Below are 23,196 nucleotides of genomic sequence, written 5' to 3'. Positions count from 1 at the left end.
CTCCTTCAGCTGCTGCGAAACCTGGCTGGCAGCGGAAACTGCCCCGTACAAGGTTAACGCAGAGCGTCGAGGCGGCGTTCGGGCGGCCCGGAAGTGCCGCCGTCGGGCGCCTGCCACACGCCGGCCGCAACCATTCCGTGACTTACCCTTCGGTACTGTTTCGATCGGATATCAACGCCGGAATGGCGCGCGTCAACGCTGGCCGGAAAGCACCCCCGCCCCTAATGTCAGATCATCGACGCAACGACGCCGCGTCGACCCACGCAATGTCGCTCCGGGGGGAACCATGGATTTCGATGTCACTGCGCTTGAAACGGGCACGTACGTAGTTATTGGGACGTTGTTCTTCGCTGTCATTCTGGCTGCATTCATTGCGGCCGCGGCGATGGTCACGATTGTTCTTATCGGCGCCATGGGCATGGTCTGGTACACCGTCAAGGGTGTCCTGGGCGGCCTTGTCCACGGCATTAACTTTGCGTGGGACCGCTTGGTTCACCACGCTGGACAAGTGGAAATTCCGGCAGAATTCCAGCCGCAGGTTTCCTCTGGCACGGGTAGCTACCCGCGGGTAGCATTGAGGGACAGCTGAAGGGTTCCCACCCACGGCGGACCCTGGCTCCACCACCGGCACAACCGGTCAAAGGAGTTCTCCCATGACGTCCGCTACTGACAGCAGCCTCACCGCCGCCAGCGTCAACGCCACAGCAGAAGAAGCCCGCGCCGTCGCCGAAGCCGCGCGCGACACCGAATGGAACCGGCCCAGCTTCGCCAAAGGCTTGTACCTGGGCAGTTTCGACCTCAGCCTGATCCACCCCTGGCCACAAGCCAAGACGGAGGACGTGGAACGCGGCGAAGAGTTCATGGCACGGTTGCTCGCATTCGCCAAGACCCTGTCCGGCCGGGTGATTGAGCGCGACGCCCGGATTCCGGACGAATACCTTGCAGGACTGGCCGAGCTTGGCGTGTTCGGTATGAAAATCCCGCGCGAATACGGAGGCCTGGGCCTTTCCCTGGTCTATTACGGCCGTGCGCTTGCCCTTTTGGGTTCAGTCCATCCGAGCCTGGGTGCATTGATTTCAGCCCACCAATCCATCGGCGTTCCCGAACCCGTCAAAGAGTTCGGCACGCCCGAACAGAAGAAGGAATACCTGCCGCGCTGCGCCGCCGGCGCCATCACGGCGTTCCTCCTGACAGAGCCCGACGTCGGCAGCGACCCGGCGCGCATGGGCGCCACTGCCGTACTGTCCGACGACGGCGGTTCTTACGTTTTGGACGGCGTGAAACTGTGGACCACCAACGGTGTCATTGCCGAACTCGTGGTGGTCATGGCCCGCGTACCCGCCCACACGGATGCCGACGGGGTTGAACACAAGGGCGGCATCACGGCGTTCGTTGTGGAGATGGACTCGCCCGGCATCACCGTGGAGAACCGCAACGCCTTCATGGGGCTTCGCGGCATCGAGAACGGCGTGACACGGTTCCACCAAGTGCGTGTGCCTGTGGCAAACAGGCTGGGCCGCGAAGGTCAAGGACTGAAGATCGCCCTGACCACGCTCAACACCGGGCGGCTTTCCATCCCGGGCCTCTGCGTGGCCGCCGGGAAGTGGAGCCTCAAAATAGCCCGCGAATGGTCCAACGCCCGCACGCAGTGGGGCCAGCCGGTGGGCAAGCACGAGGCCGTTGGCAAGAAGATCGCGTTCATCGCTGCCACCACTTTCGCACTGGAAGCCGTCTTTGAGCTCTCCGCCGAGATGGCCGACGCCGGACAGAAGGACGTCCGAATCGAGGCCGCCTTGGCCAAGCTGTGGTCCACCGAACTGAGCTGCAGGATCGCCGATGAACTGGTGCAGATCCGTGGTGGCCGGGGTTTCGAAACAGCCGACTCGCTGGAGGCCCGTGGCGAGCGGGCAGTGCCTGCCGAACAGTTGCTCCGCGACCTTCGTATCAACAGGATCTTCGAGGGTTCCAGCGAGATCATGAAACTGCTGATTGCCCGCGAGGCCGTGGACGCGCACCTTGCCGCAGCCGGTGACCTGGCCTCGGTGGATGCGAGCTTGCAGGACAAGGCGAGGGCCGCCGTCGGGGCTTCCGGGTTTTACGCGAGGTGGCTGCCGAAGCTGGTTGCCGGCGCGGGCATGGACCCGCGCTCCTTCGCCGAGTTCGGACGCCTCGGCAAGCAGCTGCGGTTCGTTGAGCGGTCCTCGCGGCGGTTGGCGCGGCAAACGTTCTATGGCATGGGCCGGTGGCAAGCCAAGCTCGAGTACAAGCAGGCGTTCCTGGGCAGGATCGTGGACATCGGGGCGGAGCTGTTCGCCATGGCGGCGTGCTGCTCACGCGCCGAGGCACTGCTGCGGACCCATCCTGAACAAGGCGCGGCAGCCTTTGAATTGGCCGAGGCCTTCTGCGAACAGGCCCGCGTGCGGGTTGACGAATACTTCGATCAACTGTGGAGGAATACCGACGACGGCGACCACGACCTCTCGCGCAAGGTCCTGGCCGGCGACTACACCTGGTTGGAGGCCGGGATACTCGATCAGTCCGAAGGAACCGGTCCTTGGATCGGCGATGCCGCACCAGGGGCATCCACCAAGGCGAACCTGCACCGCAAGTATCGGTGACCTACTGCCGGACGTCCCCGTCCACGTAGTACCAACGCTTGTCTTCCCGCACGAAACGGCTGATTTCGCGCTGGACTCCGCGTTCGCCGTCGGACCTGTAGTGAGCCGCGAACTCAACGGCCCCCGCGGAGTCCAATGGTCCGCCGTCGCTCGTGCCGAGGATGTCCAGCCGGCGCCATTCGAGGTCCCGGTCGAGGTCCATGGAGGCGGGACGGGTACTCGAATGCCACGTGCGGATCAGGTATTCGGAGTCGAGGACCACGAATGCTGAATACCGGGAGCGCATGAGCTGTTCAGCGGTCGGTGCGTCAGCGTCACCGCGATGGAACCGGCCACAACAGTCGTTGTACTGTTCGCCGGAAAGGCAGGGGCATGCGCCGTTGCGGAGCCGGGTGGTATCAGGAGTCACGACGCGCCAATCCGGGTTGGAAATGAGAGCTGGGCAACATATTTTCCCATGCCATGTAACAGCTTCAAAACAACCCTGCCGGAGTGGGCCTCGGCGCGTGATTCCGTCGGTGTCGGACCTTAGGCTGGATAAGCAAGTTGGTGGGCACTGCGCGCATCGCAAGACGACGGCCAGGGGAGGCTAAGTGGAGGATCCGACAACACTCGCCATCAACCTGACGTACTTGGGGACGCTGGGCCTGGCAGTGCTGATGTTCCTGGGCCTTGGGATGATCGTCATCATCACCCTGGTGGTTGCCGGGGTGGGGCGGCTTGTGTCTGTCATCCTCCTGGCGTTGATCGGAATTTTCCCCAAGAAGGACAACACGCCCATCGTCCACCTTCCTCCGCGGCCGGGTTACGCCCCGGATCCCACCTTTGACGAGGCCGGAGATTTGGAACCGGACGCGGCGCCTGTTCCTGTACCGGCCGGCGTTGCTGCGCCTGCCGTCGGGGAGCCTGTGGCTACTGGCGCCACCGCTGCGGCTCCCGCGGCCACCGCTCAGGCCGCTCCCGCCGCTCCCAAGCGGGACCTGCTCGGAGGGGCCCGCCGCAAGATCTCCGGTGCTTCTGCAGCCGTCAAGGACGGTGAATGGAAGAGCAAAGTGGATCCGCGAAAGCTGCCAAAACCGGCGGAGGTCAAGTCGGCCGTCGAACACCAGACTGCGCACCACCCCATCGTCGTGGCGGCCACCAAAGAACCGCCCGTTCTCGCGAAAGACTGGGCCGACGCAGTTGCTGAAGCAGACCGCCGGGAGGCCGAGCGCTCCAAGGCCCAACAGCCGCCGCCCATCAAGGTGACGGTCCGCGACCTCGACGAGCCCGCGCCGTCGTCGAACGGCCAGAAGGCGCCGTCCGGAGCCGGTGCTGCGAACCCGACCAGCGCGGCCAAGCCCGCCACCGCGGCCAAAGAACAGAACCCCGGGGCTTCCTCACAAGGAAAGCCTCAAGGTCCTGGCAAAAAAGGTGCTGCCCAAAAAGGTTCGCTCAGCGGCGTCGCCCGCAACTCCTAGCGCGAGACGGCTGGGGTCTAGGCGGCGAGCTGACGGAACGCGGCACCGTGGTAGATCAGCGGCTTGGACTCAAGGTTGACGTTGATCGCCTTGACTTCCAGAACCACGATCGCGTGATCTCCGGCGGGTGCTTCAGAGACGATTTCGCATTCAAAGCCCAGCACCGCACCATCTATCAGTACAGCGCCTGAGTCGCTGACGCTGGTATCGAGACCGGCGAAGCGGTCCCGTGTCTTCGACGCCAGCTGGAGTGCGTGGGCCTCTTGTCCCTCTGCGAGGACAGAAACGCCAAGCCGCTGGGCCTGCCGAAGCTTGGGCCAGGTGGTGGAGGAGTTCTGCACCGCGAACATGACCAGCGGCGGCTCGAGCGAAACACCCACGGTAAAGGACGACGCCACCAGGGCTTCCGGCGTGAAGTCCACCATCGCACTGAAGGCTGCCACTCCCGACGGGAACTGCGCAAAGGCCGCCTTGATGGCCGCCGTTTCTTCCACTGTGGTCTGTGTCATCCCGCTGTCCCTTTCGTGCGTTTCGTAAGTTCCTTTCCCATAATTCACGTGCTTGGAGGAACAGCAATATTTGTTGATTCGCAAGTCATTTGTGTTGCCGTGTGTCAAGAAATGTCGCGAAGTGTGGCCCCTTCCGTTACTCCGCAAGACGAAAAACGAAGAACTTCTACCATTTGCGTTTATGCCCCACCCCGCCGTGTGTAGCCTCGATTGAACATCCCGTCCATGGCCAACGCCCCCGGCTTGGACACCAGCACTATCCCCCACAGGAAGCCGACATGAGCCTCAACGAGCTACGAACGCTTGGACGCACAGGCGCCCTGATCAGCCCGCTCACGCTGGGTACCCTGAACTTCGGCACAGGCGCCGCGCCCACGGGTCCGGCAGAAAGCATCCGGATCATCAAGGCCGCCCTCGACGCGGGCATCACCAGCATCGACACTGCCGACATCTACTCCCAAGGCGAGTCCGAAACCGTGGTGGGCCAGGCCATTCACAGCCGGCGCGACGACGTGTTCCTCGCCACCAAGTTCCACGGCCAAATGGGTTCCAACCCCGCGCACGCCGGCAACTCCCGGCGCTGGATCGTCCGTGCCGTCGAGGACAGTCTGCGACGCCTGAACACCGACCGGATCGACCTCTACCAAGCGCACCGGCCGGACTACAACACCGACCTGCTGGAAACCATCACCGCCCTCAACGACCTCATCCGCCAAGGCAAGATCCTGTACTACGGAACGTCCGTGTTCAGCCCGGCCCAGTTGGTCGAAGCGCAATGGATCGCCAACACCAACCATCTGACCCCGCCGGTGGTGGACCAGGTTCCCTATTCGCTCCTGGTGCGCGCCAACGAACGCGACGTCCTCCCCATCACCCAGCAGTACGGCGTCGGAGTTTTGAGCTACGGACCGCTCGACGGCGGCTGGCTCGCCGGCGGCTACCGGGTTGGAGCCGGGCAGCCCGAGAGTTCGCGCTTCTCCGCACTTCCCGGACGCTTCGACGTGACCGCGCCCTTCAACCAGGGCAAGCTGCACGCAGCAGACGCGTTGGCACAGCTCGCAGCACGTCACGGCCTGACCCTCATTCAGCTGGCGGTTGCTTTTGCGTTGAACCACCCCGCGGTGACCAGCGTGATCATTGGACCACGCACGGAGGACCACCTGACGGACTACCTGAAGGCAGCCGATGTGGTGCTCAGCGAAGCAATCCTCGACGAGATCGACGACATCGTTGCCCCGGCCGTGAACTTCCTGGAGCGCGACGCCGGCACGGTGGCCCCTCACCTTGAGTACCCGGAACTACGACGCCGGTAGCCACCATCCGTTGTGAGGCCCGCTTTGCGCGCTCCATTCGTGGGTTGGCGCGCAAAGCAGGCCCCGCAACGAGCTATTGACGGGTCTTGGCCGTGGCGTGATCCTTGAGCTAAGTGCTGCGGCACTCCGCAGCGTTTCGCTTCCAGTAGAACGCCGCCGTCCATGTCCAAGAATCACACCAAGCAAAAGGCTGCACGGGCCGCCACGTCAGGGCAACCCACCGAAGGCCCCCTCACCCACGAGGAACTCCAACTCTCCGGGCGCAACCACTCCATGCCGTTGGAAGCCTTGCACGAGGACATCACTCCTGCCGGCCTGCATTACCTTTTGATCCACTTCGACATTCCTCAGGTGTCTGCGGAGTCCTGGCGGTTGAGGCTGGGCGGTGCCGTGGACCGCAGCATGGAGTTGAGCCTTGAGGACATCAAAGCCCGGCCCGCCGTCACCATGCCCGTAACTCTTGAATGCGCCGGTAACGGCCGTTCCCTCCTCCAGCCGCGGCCCCTGAGTCAGCCCTGGGTACTCGGTGCCGTGGGCACGGCCGAGTGGACCGGGACCCCCTTGGCGCCGCTGCTGGAGGAGGCAGGTTTGGCGAGTGACGCCGTCGAACTCGTTTTTACGGGCGCCGACAGCGGCATCCAAGGCGGGGTTGAAGAGCCGTATGCCCGAAGCCTATCGATCGAAGAGGCCATGCATCCCGAAGTCGTGCTGGTCTACGCCATGAACGGCCAACCGTTGCCGCCGCAGCACGGATTCCCCCTGAGGTTGCTGGTGCCGGGGTGGTACGGCATGGCCAGTGTGAAGTGGCTGGCTTCCATTGAGGCAGTGCGGTCGCGGTTCATGGGGTGGCAGCAGTCTGTGGCGTACCACTATCTGCAAGGCCCAGATGGACCTGGTCTGCCCGTTTCCCACATCCGGGTTCGTTCACTGATGGTGCCGCCGGGAATACCTGACTTTTTCACGCGACGTCGAGTTGTGGATGGCGGTCCGGTGATGCTGGAAGGGCGGGCATGGTCCGGCCACGGCGAAGTGGAACGGGTGGAAGTGGGAATCGACGGGGAATGGATGCCCGCGCACCTCGAACCGGCACTGGGCGACTTCGCATGGCGGCGGTGGTCCATGGTGTGGGTGGCCAGTCCGGGCGAGCATGTGCTGCGGTGCAGGGCAATGGACACATCGGGCGCACTGCAGTCGACTGAACAGGTGTGGAACTACCAAGGACTGGGGAACAACATGGCGCAGCGGGTAGAGGTGACGGTGCGGTAGCTTGCTTGCGCGGGGTGCGCCGCTTTGGCTGGGTGGGGGTGCGCCGAGTTCGCTGGATGGGTGTGCGCCGAGTTCGCTGGAACACTGCGAACAAGCCGGAACGTTCCAGCGAATTCGACGCTTTCCCGCGTCCTCGTCGTGCGCGGACTACCCGGTTAGACTCGTTTTAATCATGAGTATTCCGTCCTCATCCCCTGCGAACGTCCGGATCGACGCCTGGTTGTGGGCCATCCGTGCCTACAAAACGCGCTCCGCGGCCACTGCTGCCTGCCGCGCCGGGCATATCCGGATCAATGGAAACCCCGTGAAGGCCTCCCAGAGCGTGATCATCGGCGACACCATTCGCATCCGTGAGTCGGGCTGGGAACGGATCCTCGAAGTCCGGCGACTCATCGCCAAGCGTGTTGGAGCCGAGGCCGCATCGCACTGTTTCACCGACCACACGCCCCCACGGCCGGTCGCACCCAAGCTCGGTCTGCCCCAGCGCGACCGCGGCGCCGGACGACCCACCAAGAAGGATCGCCGCGACATGGAGAAGCTCCGCGGCTGACCTTGCGGTGTTCAGCGCAAATTTTGCTGGATCATCAGGCTGGGCGCCCGCCAGAAACCGCGGAATCCCAAGCTTTTTGCGACATCAACGTCCCGATCATCCAGCAGAAATTACCTGGCACTTATCCACAGGAGCATTTTTCTGACGTGAATCCCCTCGCGCCCGCTGCTTAGACTGGCCGCCACACCGCCGGAACAGCTTTGGGGAGCTTTATGTCACGCGTTACGTTTGCCGCTTTGTTGTCTTTACGAGGACGGGTGGTGGTGCTCACCGTCGGGGCCGCTGTGCTTCTCAGTGGTTGCCAGAGCTCCGCAACAGCCAGCGGCTCCCCTTCCGGGACAGGCTCGACGACGGCGTCACCCACCGTGAGCGTTTCGGTTCCGGCTGCTTCGCCTACTTCGTCCACCTCTGGTGCCTACAAGCCCGCTGATGCGAAGGGTAAGGCACAGAACGTTCCGGTTCCGGTGATGCCTGAGCTGGCGAAAGAGAACTCCAAGGCGGGGTTGGAGGCGTTTATTGGGTACTGGTACGCCGTCGGAAATTACGCTGATGAGACCGGCGATGTTTCTGGCCTGATCGCTCTCAGCACTCCCGAATGTAAGGCCTGTACCCAATTCCAGAAGGCTGCCGCAGATGGCTCTAAAAATGGCCGGTGGATTGTAGGCGGGAAAGTGAGCACCCCAAGGATTGAGGTTTCTTGGAACTCTGAGGACACCACCCACCAAGCCAGAGTCCAAGTTATCCAGGAGGCAGCTACCTACTACAACGCAGACGGGACGGAAGGACGCCCGGCAGACGCGGCAACGAATGACGCGTTTATTATCGTCGCTAGTTTCGATTCGACGTGGAAAGTTGTGGACGCCGGTGTTATTCGTTAACCGGGCCCATCGCGGAATTCTAGGCCTTGGTTTATCCGCTGCCCTGCTCGTCATCCCGATGTCAGTTCAAGTCGCTCAGGCAGATGAAGAGTGGGTAACTGCGAACAAAGCAGCCGGAACCATCGATGTGGGAGCTCGCTGGGTTCTCGATTCATCCACCGGAATATCCAGTCCCAGCCTCGGGGGCGCTGGCACTTCAGCAGGTGATCCCTACCAATACAAGCCAGACTTTCGCTGCACTCTAGGTGGCCCCGGGGCACGTGAAATGGGCTGTCTGACCCTTGAATGCCCACCTACAACACCCGGAGGGAAAGAGGGTTCACCGGTTATCTGGTTGAAAGCACCGAAAGCCGTCACTAACCCGACATTCACGGATTGGCAGCCTGCGGACGGTAAACCTGCGTGCCTCTATGACGCAGAGCCCCAGAACGTCCTGGCCGACATCGCTGCCCGGATCCTCACCGACTTCCGGCAACTCCCCGTCAACCCCGGAACCCTCCAAGCCCAGCCCTTCCCCCACACCCTCAAAGGCGCACCCACCAACTTCTACACCACCACAACCGCACAAACCTTCGACGTCACCATCCTCGGCCAAGCAGTCCACCTCACCGCCACCCCGACCAGCTACACCTACACCTTCGGCGACGGCACCACCCTCGGACCAACACCGGCCACCGGATACTCCATCCCCCAAACCGAATGGCTCACCACCCAAACCCGCACCAGCCACACCTACACAAACACCGGCAACTACCCCGCCACCGTCACCACAACCTTCACCGGCACCTATTCGGTCAACAACGGCCCACCCCTGCCCATCAACGGAACCCTGAACCTCACCACCCCGCCCATCACCATCCAAGTCTGGAAAACAGAACGAGCCCTCGTCGCCGACACCTGCCAACAAAACCCCCAATCCTGGGGCTGCCCCGGCACCGAAGCCAAGTAGAGACCCGAGGCACCGCAACTTCCTGACCCGCTTAAACCCGCAACAGCTCGAAACCGCCGGAAAATCACGCAAAACGGCCTCAAACAAGGTCAGGAAGCCACACGAGGTCCAGACCCGTGCCGCCACCAAGCCACCGACACTAACTTCCTCGGGACGGAATCGGGCCGCCACCACCCACTTTGACCGCCAACCCCCCGGTGACACACCACTCCAACGGCGCGTCCAGGCCATCACAGTGCCAAAGTCGGTGCTGGCCGCACGCCCAAAGGCGGGAACTGCGGGTTAAAAGAAGAAAGCACCAGTTCCGAAGAACTGATGCTTCCCAGCGGCAAACATTAGGAGAACCACGTCCCTGGAGGGCCCATGAACAGCAGGAAACTGAACACGACCCCCACGGCAACCAGCGTCACCACAACAGCAAGGATCGGATTCCGCAGCACCCAAGCCTGGGCCTTTTCAACGCCCCCACGCGGCGTATCTCCGTCGGCGGCCAAGCGCCACCCGCCGGCAAGAAGGCCGCGGCGATCCAACGACTTTTCCATGGGGACGGTGGCATACGGAATCACAGCCGAGCAGATGGCAAGGAGGCCCGTGCGCACTGTCCACTTCTGGTTGATCCAGGTGAAGGCGGCCGTCGCTGCGTAGCAAAGGAACACGAATCCATGGATGCCTCCACCGATGCTCACGCCCACATCGGTGGTCCGGGTGACGTACTTAAGGAACAACCCAATCAGCAGCAACGTCCATGTCACGGCCTCGGCAAAAGCGACGGTACGGAACAAGGCGCGGGGTTGCATGGGAGTCCTCGGGTAGGAAACGGGAGACATCTCCAACCTACCGTGACTGACCAGTGGCTAAGAATCGGCAGGCAACGCCTCCCGGTGACGGATCCGTGAATCGCCGAACTCGATGGCCACCGGAGAAATTTCCATTGGCGGTTCGTGACGGGACCGGGCCCTCCCCACGGCAATATGCGGCAACCACCGCGGCGACCTGTACCCCAATGCGGGTGAGCCCAGAATAAAGTCGTCGATGTTGTCGAGGCCCAGCTCATCAAGCAACACGTGCAGGCCCTGCACCAGGAGGGCCTGGTAATCGTGTACGTCCTGGGGAACGTCAACTTCGAGTCCCATAAGTCGGCCGCCACCCAGGGGCACCAGCTTGTCCGACTTACCCAGAAAACCCTGCAACACCGGCAGTTCGGTCAGCCAACTGGTGACCTCGGGCAGCACCTTCCCAGGCTCCGCCCTGCCTTTGGTCCACGCGGCAATGTCCCCGACGAGTTCATCCAGGATTCCCACATGCAGCAAGGTCATGTGCAGTCCTCGGGGCTTGCGCAGTGAATCAACGAATCGATCAAGGCCCTGATAGTCAGCGGTTCCTGCACCAACGCGCAGAACCGGCGCCTCAACGGTGATGCGCGGCTTGTCGGGGTTGCTGGCCGTCATGGACGCCATTATGCGCCGATCACGCACCCAACGGGAGGCCGACGGCGGAACCCGCCTCCCGCCGTCGGCCTCCCCGAGCTATTTCCTGGCGCGCGCCTGGACCAGGTTCGCGAACGGAAGCCGCCCATGGGCCGCAACGAAAGCCGCGTGATAGCCGACTTCGGCAGCATTGACCTCGGAAGCGGGGAGCTCCTTCCAGGCGATGATCAGGTCCAGGGCATCGCGCAACTGCCAGATGAGGCGCGCGTCCCACACAACGGTCGGCCGGCCGCGGCCGTAATCCATAAACTCCTGGATCTGCTTGCGCAGGCCCCTGTTCCCTTGGCTGCCGGCGCTGGCCTTGCCGATGTACAACACGGAAGCGTCGGCAACCCATTGGGCCTCCAACGCTTCACGCTTCAGCGACGGGTCCTTCTTTTTGAAGGTCCCGGCCGCGCTTTTGCTGAGGAAAACAGGCTCAAAGTCGCCCTTCCGGAGGATCACGAACACCCCCGCCCCTTGGGGGATTCGCATGGGGTCGAGTTCGTCGAGGGGACGAAAGCCGGTGAAGCCGTCCTCAGTGAGGGACTTTCTGGTGAAGAGCATGATCCATTGTGCTGACGCCCTTACCAGCCCCCAAACCATGAAGCAAGCCTTTCAGCGTTGACAGCATCTTGTGACCCGTGCCATATTCGAAACGTGAACCTGTCAGACAGCCGGACAGCCGGACAGCAAGAGTCCCAGAGCGGCCACTCAGCGCATATGCCTATCTCGCGGATTTCCGCGGCTGAGGCTGTCTTTGCCGCGCTCCGCCGGGCCATCGAAGGCGGTCAGTTCGACATCGGCACCAAGCTGAGTTCTGAAGCGACCCTGGCTGCCCAGTATGGCGTCAGCCGTTCGGTGATCCGGGAAGCGCTGAGGTCGTGCAACACCTTGGGCCTCACTGTCACCAAAACCGGCAAGGGCACTTTCATTGTGGCCAACAAGGTTGCTAATGACCTTACCTTGGGCCAGTACAGCGCGCGCGATCTTAACGAAGCACGTCCTCACATCGAGATCCCGGCTGCCGGCCTGGCGGCTGAGAGAAGGACGGAAGAAGAACTCGAGCACCTGAAGGACATCATCCAGGAAATGCTCAACGAGAACGACCCCGAAGCCTGGGTAAACCTGGATGCCAGCTTCCACTCGGCCGTTGCGCGGGCCAGTGGGAACCGGGTGTTCGCGAGCGTGGTGTCGGACATCCGCGAAGCGTTGGCCCACCAGTCCGAAACCTTGAACCTCGTCGCTGACCGGCAACACCGTTCGGACGAGGAACACGTCGCCATCCTCGACGCCATCGAGGCGGGCGACTCCCACGCCGCAAGCAAGGCGATGGCCGCCCACCTGCAGGCCGTCAGCGTGGCACTGGACACAATCCTCAGTAAATGACACATCCAAAGGACACCGACACCATGCCCGCCCCCAAAGCACCGGCACACGAAGCCACGGCACCCCCGGCACCGGAACCTGCCGCCCACAAAGCGACGGTCCCCAACCACGTCCCCCTTGTCGAAGTAACCCGCGACGGACTGGTGGAGAGCGTCCACTACGGTTCGCTGATCGCGCTTGCCGCTGACGGCAGCAGCATCGTCGAAGCCGGCCAGCCCGACGCCCCCATGTACCCGCGTTCAAGCCTGAAGCCGTTGCAGGCCGTCGCGCTGCTCAAGGCCGGCCTGGACATCCCCGAAAACCTCCTGGCCCTCACAGCTGCCAGCCATTCCGGCGCGAAAATGCACCGTGACGGCGCCACTGAAATCCTGAAGCTCCACGGCCTCACCGACGCGGCCCTGGCAAACAGCACGGACCTTCCCTACGGCGTCGCAGAGCGCGAGGATTGGCTCCGGGCCGGCAATGGCCCCACCCACATCACGCAGAACTGTTCCGGGAAGCACGCCTCCATGACCGCCGTCTGCGTTATCAACGGCTGGCCTGTGGAGGGATACTTGCACCCGGAGCACCCGCTGCAGGTGCTGGTCCGCGACACCATCACCGAGCTGACCGGTGAGGAGGCTGCCGCCGTCAGCACGGACGGTTGCGGTACCCCGCTGTTCGCCCACTCGCTGCACGGCATGGCCCGCGCATATGGCCGTCTGGCCGCCGCGGACGAGGACACCCTCGAAGGCAAGGTGGCCCACGCCATGCGCCGCTTCCCGGAGATGGTGGCCGGCGAAGGCCGCGACGTCACCGCCCTCATGCGCGCCGTACCGGGCCTGCTCGCCAAGGACGGCTTCGAAGGACTCCAGCTCGTCGGCCTTCCGGACGGCACCGGGCTGGCAGTGAAGATTTCCGACGGCGGCGACCGCGCGCGCATGCCCGTCACCCTTGAGGTCCTCCGCCGTCTGGGTGTCGACGGCGGCAGCCTGCACACGCTTCAAAGCCCCCCTGTGCTGGGTGGCGGCCTTCCGGTCGGCGAACTCCGCGCATCAGATTTTTCAGCAATCAACCAAGGACAGCTATGACCACCGTCGATCAGGCGATCCCCCTCCGTTCCGAACACGACCTCCTGGGCGACCGCGATGTACCCGCGGAAGCCTACTGGGGCGTCCACACACTGCGTGCCATCGAGAACTTCCCCATCACCGGGCAGCCGCTCTCCACCAACAAGCACCTGGTCCGCGGGCTGGCTGCAGTGAAGCAGGCAGCCGCCCGAACCAACCACGAGCTCGGTCTTCTGGACTCAGAACGTGCCAATGCCATAGAGCAGGCCTGCCAGGACATCCTGGAGGGCAAGCTGCAGGAACAGTTCATGGTGGACGTGATCCAGGGCGGAGCCGGCACCAGCTCCAACATGAACGCCAACGAGGTCATCGCCAACCGTGCTCTGGAGATCCTGGGCTACCCCAAGGGCGACTACTCCAAGCTGCACCCGAACGACCACGTCAACCTGAGCCAGTCCACCAACGACGTCTACCCGACGGCGGTCAACCTCGCCACGATCTTCTCAGTGAAGGAACTCCTGGCAGCGCTGGAGGAGCTCGAAGAGGCCTTCGCCGAGAAGGGCCGCGAGTTCCGCACCGTCGTGAAGATGGGCCGTACGCAGTTGCAGGACGCCGTTCCGATGACTTTAGGCCAGGAATTCGGGGGCTACGCCGTCACCATTGGCGAGGACCGCGCACGCCTGGACGAGTCCCACATGCTCATCCACGAGATCAACCTTGGCGCCACGGCCATCGGCACAGGCCTGAATGCCCCGGTTGGCTACGCCGAAGCCGCCTGCCGGCACCTGGCCGAAATCACGGGCCTGCCTCTGCTCACTGCCGCTGACCTCATCGAGGCCACCCAGGATGTGGGAGCGTTCGTCCACCTGTCCGGTGTACTGAAGCGAGTGGCAGTGAAGCTTTCCAAAATTTGCAACGACCTCCGCCTGCTGTCCTCCGGACCGCGCGCGGGATTGGGCGAGATCAACCTTCCGGCAGTGCAGTCCGGTTCGTCGATCATGCCCGGCAAGATCAATCCGGTGATCCCGGAAGTGGTCAGCCAAGTGGCGTACGAAGTCATCGGCAACGATGTCACCGTCACCATGGCCGCGGAGGCGGGCCAGCTTCAGCTGAATGCCTTCGAACCGATCATTGTGCACAGCCTGCACAAGAGCATCTCCCACCTGGAAGCAGCGTGCCGCACCCTTACGGCACGCTGCGTCCGGGGCATCACCGCAAACACCGAACGGCTACGGCTTACCGTGGAGCAGTCGATCGGTCTCGTCACGGCATTGAACCCCCACATCGGTTACGCCTCCGCCACCGCCATTGCCCAGGAGGCGCTGGCAACGGGCAAGGGTGTGGCAGAACTTGTTTTGGAGCACGGCCTCTTGACCGCTGCCCAGCTCGAAGAATTGCTCAGTCCAGAACGTCTGGCCAACTTGAGCAAATAGGCCCACAACGGCCAAAAGCCCAGCGGCTTCATTCAGCCGTCCCGCCCGATGAGGCATACCCCAATCGAGGCGCTGTCTTGTGTGCCCGGAACCCCGACCGGCTGCGCCCATGACAACCCCAACAGGACACTCCTAAGGATTCCAATGACCAATCCCATCACTGACCACACGGTTCCGGCCCAAGCGCACGCCAGTGAGAAAGCCCTCCACAAAGAGGACACTGGCTACCACAAGGACCTCAAGCCCCGTCAGATCCAGATGATCGCTATCGGTGGCGCCATCGGCACCGGCCTGTTCCTTGGCGCAGGTGGCCGCCTCAACGCAGCCGGCCCCTCCCTTGTGATCGCGTACGCCGTCTGTGGCTTCTTCGCTTTCCTGATCCTCCGTGCACTGGGCGAACTGGTGCTGCACCGCCCCTCGTCCGGATCGTTCGTCTCCTACGCCCGTGAGTTCTACGGTGAGAAGGCAGCCTTCGTCTCGGGCTGGTTCTACTGGATCAACTGGGCCACCACCACCATCGTGGACATCACGGCCGCAGCCCTTTACATGAACTTCTTCGGCAAATACGTGCCGTGGATGGGCGCCGTGCCTCAATGGGCGTGGGCACTTATCGCCCTGGTAGTGGTGCTTAGCCTGAACCTGGTCTCCGTCAAGGTCTTCGGCGAGATGGAGTTCTGGTTCGCGCTGATCAAGGTTGCTGCCCTGGTGGCGTTCCTGCTGGTGGGCACCTACTTCGTCATCTTCGGCACGCCGGTTGATGGCCAAACAGTCGGCTTCAGCCTGATCTCGGACAACGGCGGCATCTTCCCGAACGGCATCCTCCCCATGATCATCCTCATGCAGGGTGTCCTGTTCGCGTACGCCTCCATCGAACTCGTCGGCACCGCGGCGGGCGAGACCAAGGAACCCGAGAAGATCATGCCCAAGGCGATCAACTCCGTGGTCTTCCGTATTGCGGTCTTCTACGTCGGCTCGGTCATCCTGCTGGCCCTGCTGCTCCCGTACACCTCCTACGAGAAGGGTGTCAGCCCGTTCGTGACGTTCTTCGGGTCAATCGGTGTCCAGGGCGTTGACGTGATCATGAACCTCGTTGTCCTCACCGCCGCACTGTCCTCCTTGAACGCCGGGCTGTACTCCACGGGCCGTATCCTCCGTTCCATGTCCGTTGCAGGTTCTGCTCCGAAGTTCGCACAGCGCATGAACAAGGCCGGCGTGCCCTACGGCGGAATCGCCATCACCGCGGGCGTTTCCCTGCTCGGTGTTCCGCTGAACTACCTCGTCCCGTCCGACGCTTTCGAGATCGTGTTGAACGTCGCCTCCGTGGGCATCATCGTCACCTGGGCCACCATTGTCCTGTGCCAGATGCAGCTCAAGCGCTGGTCGGACAAGGGCTGGGTCAAGCGCCCGTCCTTCCGCTTGTTCGGTGCCCCGTACACCGGCTGGTTGTCGCTGCTCTTCCTTGCCGGCGTCCTGGTGATGGTGTTCATCGAGTCGCCTCTCACCATGCTGGTCACGGCAATCGCCTGCGCGCTGATGGTTTGGGGTTGGTTCCTGTGCCGTAAGCAGATCCACGAGCTTGCTGCCACCCGCGATGGCTACACCGGCAGCGCTCCGGTGATCGCCAACCGCCCGCTGCCTGGCGGCGGCGACAAGTAAAGCAACGCCTGACTCACGACGGCGGCACCCGGGTTCCGTACCAGCGGAACCTTGGGTGCCGCCGTCGTCCGTTAACGCCCCAACCAGGGGACAGCACATGTCGCAATGACGTCTCAATACGACGTTTGCTGTCCCCCAGTTGGGTTCGGACGCGGCGGAGACAGACATCCGATCATTCGTGGCTACTATTGGTCCATGGCTGTCACAGACGAGGCGATCAGCAAGATCAAGGACATGCTGATCCGGGGCGAACTCAAGGCCGGCGATCGGCTTCCGCCGGAGAAGGAACTGAGCGAGCGGCTCGGCCTGTCCAGAAGCTCGCTGCGCGAAGCGGTGAAGGCCTTGGAGCTGATCCGGGTGCTGGATGTGCGCCGCGGTGACGGAACCTACGTGACCAGCCTCGACGCCAAACTGCTCAACGAAGCCGTAGCGTTCGTCGTGGACCTGCACCAGGACCGCTCCATCCTTGAGCTCTTCGAGGTCCGACGAATCCTTGAACCTGCCACAGCGCATCTTGCAGCGGCGAAGATCACCCCCGAGAAACTCCTGGCGCTGCGCGCAACGATGGACGGAATCGACGAGACCACGGACGTAGAGGAACTCGTCGCCCACGACCTCGAATTCCACAGCATCATCACCGAAGCCGCCGGGAACGACTACCTCGGCAGCCTCCTGGAGGCCCTGTCCAGCAGCACAGTGCGGGCCCGGATCTGGCGCGGACTGACCCAAGAGAAGGCTGTGTCACACACCTTGGCGGAGCATCGGGCGATCGCGGACGCACTGGAGCGCGGGGACGCGGAGCTGGTCCGCGCACTGGTCACTGTGCACATCAGCGGCGTGGAGAACTGGCTGCGCCAAGCGCTCTAGTCATCCAAGCTCTCTAGGCATCCACCATCGGGTTGGCTGCCAGCCCATAGGTACGGATCGCTGTCCCTTCCAGAATCGAGTCCTGCTCAGCCGGGCTCAGCGACGAGACGAGTTCCAGCAGCACATCGAGGGTCCGGCCATACGGCGCCCCGAGGGTGCTCACCGGCCAGTCGCCGCCGATCATCAATCGCCCGGCCCCGAAAGCCTCCATGGCTGTCTCGAACAAAGGCCGCAATGCCTCGCTGGTGTACGGCTGCCCCGCGACGTGAAGCCCGGACAGTTTCGCCACGGTGTTCGGCTCACGTCCCAAAGCGAGGAAGTCCTTGCGCCAGGAGTCCATGAGCGCAGCATCGGCCAAAGGTGGTTTGCCCAGGTGGTCAAGGACCACGATCAGTTCCGGAAGCTCCCGGGCGAGCCGGACCGTCGCCCCCAGATGCCGCGGGAACGCGTCCGGGACGTCGAATGCCAAGCCACGGCCCGCCACCAACGCCAGTGATTCCCGGACAGAGGGAAGGTCCAGGAAATCCGGCCGGGGATCGTCATGCACCAGGTGCCGTACGCCGCGGAACACCGGGTTGGCTGCGAAGCGGTCCAGCTGGGAAGCCGCCTCGCCCGGAGAATCAAGCCGGATCCAGCCAACCACCCCCATAACCCAGGGGTTCCGGGAAGCCACGGTCAGCATGCTCTCGGTATCGGCAACTGTGTCATCGGCCTGGACCAGTACTGCACCCCTGGCCCCTGCGGCATCGAGCGTCTCCCACGCTTCGTCCTCGCCAAAGCTGCGGAACAAGGCCCCATGCTGCGGGCCGAGCCAGGAATAGGGGCGCTCCCCTCCAGTGACGAAAGTGTCCAAGGTCCACAGATGCAGATGTGAATCAATCACCGGCAGACCCCTCGGCACGCAACGCCGCCCACAGTTCCTGGGGAACAGGCTGGTCCATCCGTTCAGCGTTGGTGACCATTTGTTCAGGGGATGTCGCCCCGGCGGTCACGTTCACCACGGCCGGATGCCGCAGCGGGAACTGGAGGGCCGCCGTCGGAAGTTCCACGCCGAAATCGCGGCAAATGGCCGCGAGCGCCCGGGCCCGCTCCAGCACAGCCGAGGGTGCTTGCCCATAGTTGTAGTGCGCGTCGTCCGGGACGTCGGGACGGGCCAGCAGGCCCGAGTTATAGGCGCCGACGCTTACGACGCCGGTGCGGCGCTCCCTGCAGCGTTCAAGCAGGGGAACGTCGGGCTGCTCCAGCAGGGTGTAGCGTCCGGCGAGCATCACCAGGTCAAGATCGGCCGCTTCGACGCACTCCAGCGCGGCTTCGGCGGAGTTGGTCCCGACGCCGATGGCGGAGACAAGGCCCTCTGAGCGGAGTTTTTCCAGCGCGGGCAGCCCTTGCGTGATTCCGGCATGAAGGTCATGGACGTCGGGATCATGCAGGTAAACGATGTCCACGTGGCTTAGCCCAAGCCGCTCCAGCGACTCCTCGATGCTGCGCCGGATGCCTGCCTCGCTGAAGTCCCAGATCCGCCGGGAGGTGGCGGGGACGTCGAAGCCCTCGGAGTCGCGCCCTCCTGCGGGGTTGGGTTCCAGCAAACGGCCAACCTTGGTAGAGATGAGGAATTCATCGCGGGGTTTATCCCGCAGGACGGCACCGAGTCTTTGCTCCGACAGGCCCAGTCCGTAGTGCGGCGCGGTGTCGAAATAACGGACTCCGGCATCCCAGGCCGCCAGCACGGTGGCAAGGGCTTCGCCGTCCGGGATGGCCCGGTAAAGGTTTCCAATTCCGGCCCCGCCGAAGCCGAGTCTTCCCAGCCTGTGGAGGTCAACTGAGTTCATGGCAGTTCCCATACTTTCGGGATACCCGTATCCGTCCCGGAGTAATCGTCCTGGACGTCCAAAAGTTCAGCCATCCGGGCCTGCCAGGGCACGTTGGCGGGATGTTCGGCGAGCGCATGCCGCATCGCCTGGTAGTCGTCCACGTCCACGACATGGAAGAGGTCGAGTCCGCTGCGCCAGATCCGCCAGTTCCGTACCCCGGCTTCCTTCAGGGCCAAGACGAGTTCCGGAGGGATGTTCGAGTGGGCGTCGGCGTACTCCTCTTCCGTTCCGGGCTTAAGCCTGGTGTGCAGGGCGATGCTCTCAACCATGGTTCTCCGTCGGTTCCACGGCGGAGGGCTTCAGGAAGAGTTCAAGCACCGGGACTGCGACATCGGGCTTCTGCACAGGCAACTTAATGGTGAGTGTTCCCGGCGGCTGGCCTCCCGGTGTCATGTTCATGGCCTGCTGGTCCGGGTCAACCTCGCGAAGGAACACTTCCGAAGCATCGTTGAGCAACTGGGCGTATTCCACCTTCCCGGCCAAGCCAGGCAGGTGCACGTATTCGAACGGCCAGGCGAACAAGTGCACATAGAGCCGGTCCCCGCGCTGGGTGTAACGGATGTCGGAGGGCGCTGTGAAGGCTGAGACCCCGGCGCCGTAGATGGAGCGGGAATGCAGTTTCATCCACACCCCTATCCCTTCAAGTGACTGCAGTGCCCGCGGATCGATGGTGCCCCTCCCCGTTGGGCCTGCGTTGAGCAGCAGGTTTCCGCCCTTGGACACTCCGTCCACCAGCATCCGGATGAGCAGGTCCACGGACTTGTAGTTTTGGTTGTCCCGGTCGTACCCCCAACTGCCGTTCAACGTCTGGCAGGCCTCCCAGGTGACCGGTTCGCCGTCGAGCACCATGGGAGCTGCCGGCTGGTACTGCTCCGGCGTGACAAAGTCTCCCGGGATGTCCAGGCGGTCGTTGACCACGATGCCCGGCTGCAGCTCGCGAACCATCGCGAGCAGTGAATCCGAATCCCAGTCCTCGCGCCCTTTGCCACCCCAGAACTCAGCGTTGCCCAGTCCGGCATAGGAGAAGTCGAAAAACAGGTAGTCGATCGTGCCGTAGTTGCTGAGGAGTTCGCGGACCTGGCCGTGGAGGTACTCACGGTAGCGGGCCATGTCCCGGCCGCTGTTCAAGCGTTCGACGTCGGCCGCGTTGCGTTGGGGATGTACGCCGTCAATGGTGAAGTCGGGGTGATGCCAGTCAACAAGCGAGTGGTAGAAGCCCACCTTCAGTCCCTCGGCACGGAGTGCTTCGACATACGGCTGGATGAGGTCCCTGCCGGCCGGGGTGTTCGTGGCTTTGTAATCGGTCAGGGCTGAGTCCCACAGGCAGAACCCGTCGTGGTGCTTGGTGGTGAGGACAACGTACTTCATTCCGGCGGCGCGGGCGGCCCTCGCCCATTCCCGGGGGTCGTACAGGTCAGGATCGAAGCGCCGGAAGTACTTCGAGTACTCCTCTACGGTGATCTCTTCCCTGTTCATGACCCATTCGTGCCGTGCGGGGAGGGCGTAGATGCCCCAGTGCACGAACATCCCGAAGCGTGCTTCTTCGAACCACGCGGCGTGCTGGATCACAGGTCTTCCTTCCATATCGGGCCGTTCGGAAAGCTGTATGCGGTCAGTGTTTCACGGAGCATTTCGTTGCCGGCACCAGGAGACGACGGCGGCCAGTACGCGCCGTTGTCGACCTTCACCGGGGTAACGAAGTGTTCGTGGAGGTGGTCCACGAACTCGATGGTCCGTTCCTCCTTGGTCCCGGACACCGCGACGTAGTCGAACATGGACAAGTGCTGCACGGCCTCGCACAGTCCCACCCCGCCTGCGTGCGGGCAGACGCGGACACCAAACTTGGCGGCCAAGAGCAGGATGGCAATGTTCTCGTTGACGCCTGCCACACGCGCCGCATCAATCTGCAGGACCTGCAGCGAGCCCGCCTGCAGCATCTGTTTGAACACCACCCGGTTCTGCACGTGCTCCCCTGTTGCCACTGGAATGGGTTCCACAGCCCGGGCGATCGCTGCGTGGCCCAGGATATCGTCCGGGCTGGTGGGTTCCTCGATCCAGGCGATGTCGTAGGGGGCCAGGTGGGCCATCCAGTCGATGGCCTCCTGCACGTCCCAACGCTGGTTGGCATCCACGGCGATTTTGATGTCAGGTCCCACAGCTTCGCGGGCAGTCCGGACCCTCCGGATGTCGTCCTCCAGGGACGCCCCCACCTTCAACTTGATCTGCGCAAATCCGTCAGCCACGGCTTCCTTGGCCAGCCGCGTCAGCTTCTCGTCGCTGTAACCCAGCCAGCCCGGCGTCGTGGTGTACGCGGGGTAGCCTTCGGCGCGCAGTGCCACCTTCCGCTGCGACCTTCCGGGTTCGGCGGCGCGGAGGATGCCCAGGGCTTCATCGGGGGTGAGGGCGTCCGTGAGGTAGCGGAAGTCGACCAACGCCACGATTTCTTCCGGCGCCATGCCTGCAAGCAGTTCCCACAGGGGCAGTCCGGCGCGCTTGGCTTTCAAGTCCCAGAGCGCGTTGACGACGGCCCCGATCGCCATGTGCATGACACCCTTTTCGGGCCCGAGCCAGCGGAGTTGGGAATCGTGGGCCAGGAGTTTCCAGGTGGCTCCCATGTCGTCGAGGAGTTCTTCGGCAGATCGCCCAAGGATGTGTCCACGGAGTGCCTCAATCGCTGCCGTTTCCACCTCGTTGCCACGGCCGATGGTGAACACGAAGCCGTGGCCCTCGTGGCCATCACCGGCGTCCGTGCGAATGATCATGTAGGCGGCTGAGTAGTCCGGGTCCGGATTCATGGCGTCGGAGCCGTCGAGATCCCGGGAGGTGGGAAAGCGGATATCGAAAGTTTCGACGTCGGTGATGATGCTCATGGGGCTCCTGGTTGGGTAGCTGTTCTCCGTTGAAGCTAAACATCCGATGTATGGCTTGTCAATGGGTCACATTTCCGTATTATGGGAGGAAACATCACACTAGAGCTCGGATGTTAGTCCCGAACGCACGGAGGAAGCCATGACCTTGAAATTCGCCAGGCTGGGCACGGCCGGAAACGAACAACCGGCAGTCATCGCCGAGGATGCCAAAGGCAACGAGAAGTACTACAGCCTTGCGCCCCTGACCAAGGACCTCGACGGCGGCTTCCTCGCCTCGGACGGTATCGGACGCACCCGCGAAGCCCTGAACAGAGGGGAACTCCCCGAAATTCCGGCCGAAGGACTGCGCATCGGCGCGCCTGTCGCCCGCCCTGGATCCGTCATCGCCATCGGCCTGAACTACACCGCGCACGCAGCCGAATCCGGCGCGACACCGCCCGAAGTTCCCGTCGTATTCCTGAAACCAAGCAACACCATCGCCGGACCGTACGACGCCGCTCCCATCCCGCCGGCGTCGGAAAAGTACGACTGGGAGGTGGAACTGGCCATCATCGTCGGGAAGGAAGCGTCATACCTTTCCACCTTGGAAGAAGCGGAAGACAGCATCGCCGGCTACGCGGTGGCCAACGATCTCTCCGAGCGTGAGTACCAGATCCCCGGGGCTGCCGGACAGTGGACCAAGGGCAAGTCGCTCCCGGGCTCGACTCCCCTGGGTCCCTGGCTGGTCCCCGCCTCCGAGATCGATCCGGGCAACCTTCGCCTCCGGACCCTGGTCAACGGCGAAGCCCGCCAGGACTCCAATACCTCGGACATGATCTTCGACCCTGCCACGATCGTCCACCACCTCAGCCAGTACATGGTCCTCGAACCAGGCGATGTGATCATCACCGGGACCCCCGAGGGCGTTGCGTTGTCCGGCCGCTTCCCGTTCATCCAACCCGGTGACGTGGTGGAGCTGGAAATTGATGGGCTGGGACGCCAGCGCCAGGAGTACTTCCGGGCACATGCCGGGTCAGCCCGCCCGGTTGCCGTCGCCGGCACCAACGCCTGAG

At 63.3% G+C, this 23,196-nt stretch carries 25 protein-coding genes; 14 read left to right on the top strand and 11 right to left on the bottom strand.

Annotated features, from left to right (window positions below):
* The first annotated feature begins 286 nt into the window (after window positions 1-286).
* Together ACFVSI_RS18000 and ACFVSI_RS17995 are read left to right on the top strand one after the other, a co-directional pair.
* The gene (locus ACFVSI_RS18000) at window positions 287-589 is read left to right on the top strand and encodes a hypothetical protein (protein WP_387826588.1); all 303 of its coding nucleotides are present in this window, start codon (window positions 287-289) and stop codon (window positions 587-589) included.
* Window positions 590-653: 64 nt separating this feature from the next.
* Window positions 654-2,618: an acyl-CoA dehydrogenase family protein gene (locus ACFVSI_RS17995; RefSeq protein ID WP_387826584.1), complete on the top strand. Its 1,965-nt coding sequence runs from the start codon at window positions 654-656 to the stop codon at window positions 2,616-2,618.
* A 1-nt stretch (window position 2,619) separates the two neighbouring features.
* Here ACFVSI_RS17995 and ACFVSI_RS17990 read toward each other — a convergent pair whose 3' ends face one another.
* Window positions 2,620-3,027 carry a YchJ family protein gene (locus tag ACFVSI_RS17990; RefSeq protein ID WP_387826581.1) on the bottom strand — a complete coding sequence of 136 codons (408 nt, stop codon included), beginning with the start codon at window positions 3,025-3,027 and terminating at the stop codon, window positions 2,620-2,622.
* A gap of 184 nt (window positions 3,028-3,211) precedes the next feature.
* On the opposite strand from ACFVSI_RS17990, the gene ACFVSI_RS17985 reads away from it, so the two are divergent.
* Window positions 3,212-4,078, top strand: a complete 867-nt coding sequence (locus ACFVSI_RS17985; RefSeq protein WP_387826578.1) for a hypothetical protein — start codon at window positions 3,212-3,214, stop codon at window positions 4,076-4,078.
* 17 nt (window positions 4,079-4,095) lie between these two features.
* Here the strand turns inward: ACFVSI_RS17985 and ACFVSI_RS17980 are convergent, their stop codons facing one another.
* Entirely contained in the window at window positions 4,096-4,587 is a 492-nt protein-coding gene (locus ACFVSI_RS17980) for a flavin reductase family protein (RefSeq protein ID WP_144662274.1), read from the bottom strand.
* Between the two features lie 278 nt (window positions 4,588-4,865).
* Here ACFVSI_RS17980 and ACFVSI_RS17975 point away from each other — a divergent pair, with 278 nt between their 5' ends.
* The 3 genes from ACFVSI_RS17975 (at window position 4,866) to ACFVSI_RS17965 (ending at window position 7,716) form a co-directional block, all read left to right on the top strand.
* Complete coding sequence (locus ACFVSI_RS17975; protein ID WP_387826575.1) at window positions 4,866-5,900, top strand: aldo/keto reductase; 1,035 nt, start codon at window positions 4,866-4,868, stop codon at window positions 5,898-5,900.
* A gap of 162 nt (window positions 5,901-6,062) precedes the next feature.
* Window positions 6,063-7,166, top strand: a complete 1,104-nt coding sequence (locus tag ACFVSI_RS17970; RefSeq protein ID WP_387826573.1) for a sulfite oxidase — start codon at window positions 6,063-6,065, stop codon at window positions 7,164-7,166.
* Between the two features lie 172 nt (window positions 7,167-7,338).
* Window positions 7,339-7,716: an RNA-binding S4 domain-containing protein gene (locus ACFVSI_RS17965; protein ID WP_387826570.1), complete on the top strand. Its 378-nt coding sequence runs from the start codon at window positions 7,339-7,341 to the stop codon at window positions 7,714-7,716.
* Window positions 7,717-7,885: 169 nt separating this feature from the next.
* Here ACFVSI_RS17965 and ACFVSI_RS17960 read toward each other — a convergent pair whose 3' ends face one another.
* Window positions 7,886-8,122, bottom strand: coding sequence for a hypothetical protein (locus tag ACFVSI_RS17960; protein WP_387826645.1), 237 nt, complete (start codon window positions 8,120-8,122; stop codon window positions 7,886-7,888).
* Between ACFVSI_RS17960 and ACFVSI_RS17955 the strand changes: the two genes are divergently transcribed.
* Together ACFVSI_RS17955 and ACFVSI_RS17950 are read left to right on the top strand one after the other, a co-directional pair.
* Window positions 8,082-8,594, top strand: a complete 513-nt coding sequence (locus tag ACFVSI_RS17955) for a DUF6318 family protein (RefSeq protein WP_387826567.1) — start codon at window positions 8,082-8,084, stop codon at window positions 8,592-8,594. The two genes, ACFVSI_RS17960 and ACFVSI_RS17955, sit on opposite strands and share 41 nt — an antisense overlap.
* Before the next feature lie 334 nt (window positions 8,595-8,928).
* Complete coding sequence (locus ACFVSI_RS17950) at window positions 8,929-9,543, top strand: hypothetical protein (RefSeq protein WP_387826564.1); 615 nt, start codon at window positions 8,929-8,931, stop codon at window positions 9,541-9,543.
* 335 nt (window positions 9,544-9,878) lie between these two features.
* Here the strand turns inward: ACFVSI_RS17950 and ACFVSI_RS17945 are convergent, their stop codons facing one another.
* From ACFVSI_RS17945 to ACFVSI_RS17935, 3 genes are all read right to left on the bottom strand, one after another.
* Complete coding sequence (locus ACFVSI_RS17945; RefSeq protein ID WP_387826561.1) at window positions 9,879-10,370, bottom strand: DUF3817 domain-containing protein; 492 nt, start codon at window positions 10,368-10,370, stop codon at window positions 9,879-9,881.
* 27 nt (window positions 10,371-10,397) lie between these two features.
* The gene (locus tag ACFVSI_RS17940) at window positions 10,398-11,000 is read right to left on the bottom strand and encodes a hypothetical protein (RefSeq protein ID WP_387826559.1); all 603 of its coding nucleotides are present in this window, start codon (window positions 10,998-11,000) and stop codon (window positions 10,398-10,400) included.
* Between the two features lie 69 nt (window positions 11,001-11,069).
* Window positions 11,070-11,576, bottom strand: coding sequence for a hypothetical protein (locus ACFVSI_RS17935; protein ID WP_387826556.1), 507 nt, complete (start codon window positions 11,574-11,576; stop codon window positions 11,070-11,072).
* A gap of 93 nt (window positions 11,577-11,669) precedes the next feature.
* On the opposite strand from ACFVSI_RS17935, the gene ACFVSI_RS17930 reads away from it, so the two are divergent.
* The 5 genes from ACFVSI_RS17930 to ACFVSI_RS17910 all read left to right on the top strand — a co-directional run bounded on the left by ACFVSI_RS17930 (window position 11,670) and on the right by ACFVSI_RS17910 (window position 17,403).
* Window positions 11,670-12,398 carry a FadR/GntR family transcriptional regulator gene (locus ACFVSI_RS17930; protein WP_144662263.1) on the top strand — a complete coding sequence of 243 codons (729 nt, stop codon included), beginning with the start codon at window positions 11,670-11,672 and terminating at the stop codon, window positions 12,396-12,398.
* A complete protein-coding gene (locus ACFVSI_RS17925) occupies window positions 12,395-13,468 on the top strand; it encodes an asparaginase (RefSeq protein ID WP_387826554.1) in 1,074 nt (357 codons plus the stop codon). The genes ACFVSI_RS17930 and ACFVSI_RS17925 overlap by 4 nt, the downstream gene beginning before the upstream one ends.
* Entirely contained in the window at window positions 13,465-14,880 is a 1,416-nt protein-coding gene (gene aspA, locus ACFVSI_RS17920; protein ID WP_387826551.1) for an aspartate ammonia-lyase, read from the top strand. Before ACFVSI_RS17925 ends, aspA begins: the two co-directional genes overlap by 4 nt.
* A gap of 144 nt (window positions 14,881-15,024) precedes the next feature.
* Window positions 15,025-16,536, top strand: coding sequence for an amino acid permease (locus tag ACFVSI_RS17915; protein WP_387826548.1), 1,512 nt, complete (start codon window positions 15,025-15,027; stop codon window positions 16,534-16,536).
* A 195-nt stretch (window positions 16,537-16,731) separates the two neighbouring features.
* A complete protein-coding gene (locus tag ACFVSI_RS17910; RefSeq protein WP_306845341.1) occupies window positions 16,732-17,403 on the top strand; it encodes a FadR/GntR family transcriptional regulator in 672 nt (223 codons plus the stop codon).
* A 13-nt stretch (window positions 17,404-17,416) separates the two neighbouring features.
* Here the strand turns inward: ACFVSI_RS17910 and ACFVSI_RS17905 are convergent, their stop codons facing one another.
* From ACFVSI_RS17905 to ACFVSI_RS17885, 5 genes are read right to left on the bottom strand one after another with little or no spacing between them, the layout of a single operon-like run.
* Window positions 17,417-18,286: an amidohydrolase family protein gene (locus ACFVSI_RS17905; RefSeq protein WP_387826545.1), complete on the bottom strand. Its 870-nt coding sequence runs from the start codon at window positions 18,284-18,286 to the stop codon at window positions 17,417-17,419.
* Window positions 18,279-19,244, bottom strand: coding sequence for an aldo/keto reductase (locus ACFVSI_RS17900; RefSeq protein WP_387826542.1), 966 nt, complete (start codon window positions 19,242-19,244; stop codon window positions 18,279-18,281). Before ACFVSI_RS17900 ends, ACFVSI_RS17905 begins: the two co-directional genes overlap by 8 nt.
* Window positions 19,229-19,543 carry an L-rhamnose mutarotase gene (locus tag ACFVSI_RS17895; protein WP_387826539.1) on the bottom strand — a complete coding sequence of 105 codons (315 nt, stop codon included), beginning with the start codon at window positions 19,541-19,543 and terminating at the stop codon, window positions 19,229-19,231. Before ACFVSI_RS17895 ends, ACFVSI_RS17900 begins: the two co-directional genes overlap by 16 nt.
* Window positions 19,536-20,843, bottom strand: coding sequence for an alpha-L-fucosidase (locus ACFVSI_RS17890; RefSeq protein ID WP_387826536.1), 1,308 nt, complete (start codon window positions 20,841-20,843; stop codon window positions 19,536-19,538). Before ACFVSI_RS17890 ends, ACFVSI_RS17895 begins: the two co-directional genes overlap by 8 nt.
* Entirely contained in the window at window positions 20,840-22,144 is a 1,305-nt protein-coding gene (locus ACFVSI_RS17885; protein WP_387826533.1) for an L-fuconate dehydratase, read from the bottom strand. Before ACFVSI_RS17885 ends, ACFVSI_RS17890 begins: the two co-directional genes overlap by 4 nt.
* Before the next feature lie 139 nt (window positions 22,145-22,283).
* Here ACFVSI_RS17885 and ACFVSI_RS17880 point away from each other — a divergent pair, with 139 nt between their 5' ends.
* Window positions 22,284-23,195: a fumarylacetoacetate hydrolase family protein gene (locus ACFVSI_RS17880; protein ID WP_387826530.1), complete on the top strand. Its 912-nt coding sequence runs from the start codon at window positions 22,284-22,286 to the stop codon at window positions 23,193-23,195.
* Window position 23,196 lies beyond the last annotated feature (1 nt).

This window comes from Paenarthrobacter sp. NPDC057981, from assembly GCF_042886835.1.
In the GTDB taxonomy this organism is placed as follows: Bacteria; Actinomycetota; Actinomycetes; order Actinomycetales; family Micrococcaceae; genus Arthrobacter.
This window is presented reverse-complemented; position numbering and strand designations above follow the sequence as displayed.

What these genes read in the sequence shown, in the direction of transcription:
- ACFVSI_RS17925 (WP_387826554.1), top strand. Translation starts at nt 12,395, where the DNA reads ATGACACATCCAAAGGACACCGACACCATGCCCGCCCCCAAAGCACCG.
- ACFVSI_RS17935 (WP_387826556.1), bottom strand. Translation starts at nt 11,576, where the DNA reads ATGCTCTTCACCAGAAAGTCCCTCACTGAGGACGGCTTCACCGGCTTT.
- ACFVSI_RS18000 (WP_387826588.1), top strand. Translation starts at nt 287, where the DNA reads ATGGATTTCGATGTCACTGCGCTTGAAACGGGCACGTACGTAGTTATT.
- ACFVSI_RS17900 (WP_387826542.1), bottom strand. Translation starts at nt 19,244, where the DNA reads ATGGGAACTGCCATGAACTCAGTTGACCTCCACAGGCTGGGAAGACTC.
- ACFVSI_RS17895 (WP_387826539.1), bottom strand. Translation starts at nt 19,543, where the DNA reads ATGGTTGAGAGCATCGCCCTGCACACCAGGCTTAAGCCCGGAACGGAA.
- aspA (WP_387826551.1), top strand. Translation starts at nt 13,465, where the DNA reads ATGACCACCGTCGATCAGGCGATCCCCCTCCGTTCCGAACACGACCTC.
- ACFVSI_RS17975 (WP_387826575.1), top strand. Translation starts at nt 4,866, where the DNA reads ATGAGCCTCAACGAGCTACGAACGCTTGGACGCACAGGCGCCCTGATC.
- ACFVSI_RS17995 (WP_387826584.1), top strand. Translation starts at nt 654, where the DNA reads ATGACGTCCGCTACTGACAGCAGCCTCACCGCCGCCAGCGTCAACGCC.
- ACFVSI_RS17915 (WP_387826548.1), top strand. Translation starts at nt 15,025, where the DNA reads ATGACCAATCCCATCACTGACCACACGGTTCCGGCCCAAGCGCACGCC.
- ACFVSI_RS17945 (WP_387826561.1), bottom strand. Translation starts at nt 10,370, where the DNA reads ATGTCTCCCGTTTCCTACCCGAGGACTCCCATGCAACCCCGCGCCTTG.
- ACFVSI_RS17885 (WP_387826533.1), bottom strand. Translation starts at nt 22,144, where the DNA reads ATGAGCATCATCACCGACGTCGAAACTTTCGATATCCGCTTTCCCACC.
- ACFVSI_RS17940 (WP_387826559.1), bottom strand. Translation starts at nt 11,000, where the DNA reads ATGGCGTCCATGACGGCCAGCAACCCCGACAAGCCGCGCATCACCGTT.
- ACFVSI_RS17980 (WP_144662274.1), bottom strand. Translation starts at nt 4,587, where the DNA reads ATGACACAGACCACAGTGGAAGAAACGGCGGCCATCAAGGCGGCCTTT.
- ACFVSI_RS17910 (WP_306845341.1), top strand. Translation starts at nt 16,732, where the DNA reads ATGGCTGTCACAGACGAGGCGATCAGCAAGATCAAGGACATGCTGATC.
- ACFVSI_RS17880 (WP_387826530.1), top strand. Translation starts at nt 22,284, where the DNA reads ATGACCTTGAAATTCGCCAGGCTGGGCACGGCCGGAAACGAACAACCG.
- ACFVSI_RS17970 (WP_387826573.1), top strand. Translation starts at nt 6,063, where the DNA reads ATGTCCAAGAATCACACCAAGCAAAAGGCTGCACGGGCCGCCACGTCA.
- ACFVSI_RS17965 (WP_387826570.1), top strand. Translation starts at nt 7,339, where the DNA reads ATGAGTATTCCGTCCTCATCCCCTGCGAACGTCCGGATCGACGCCTGG.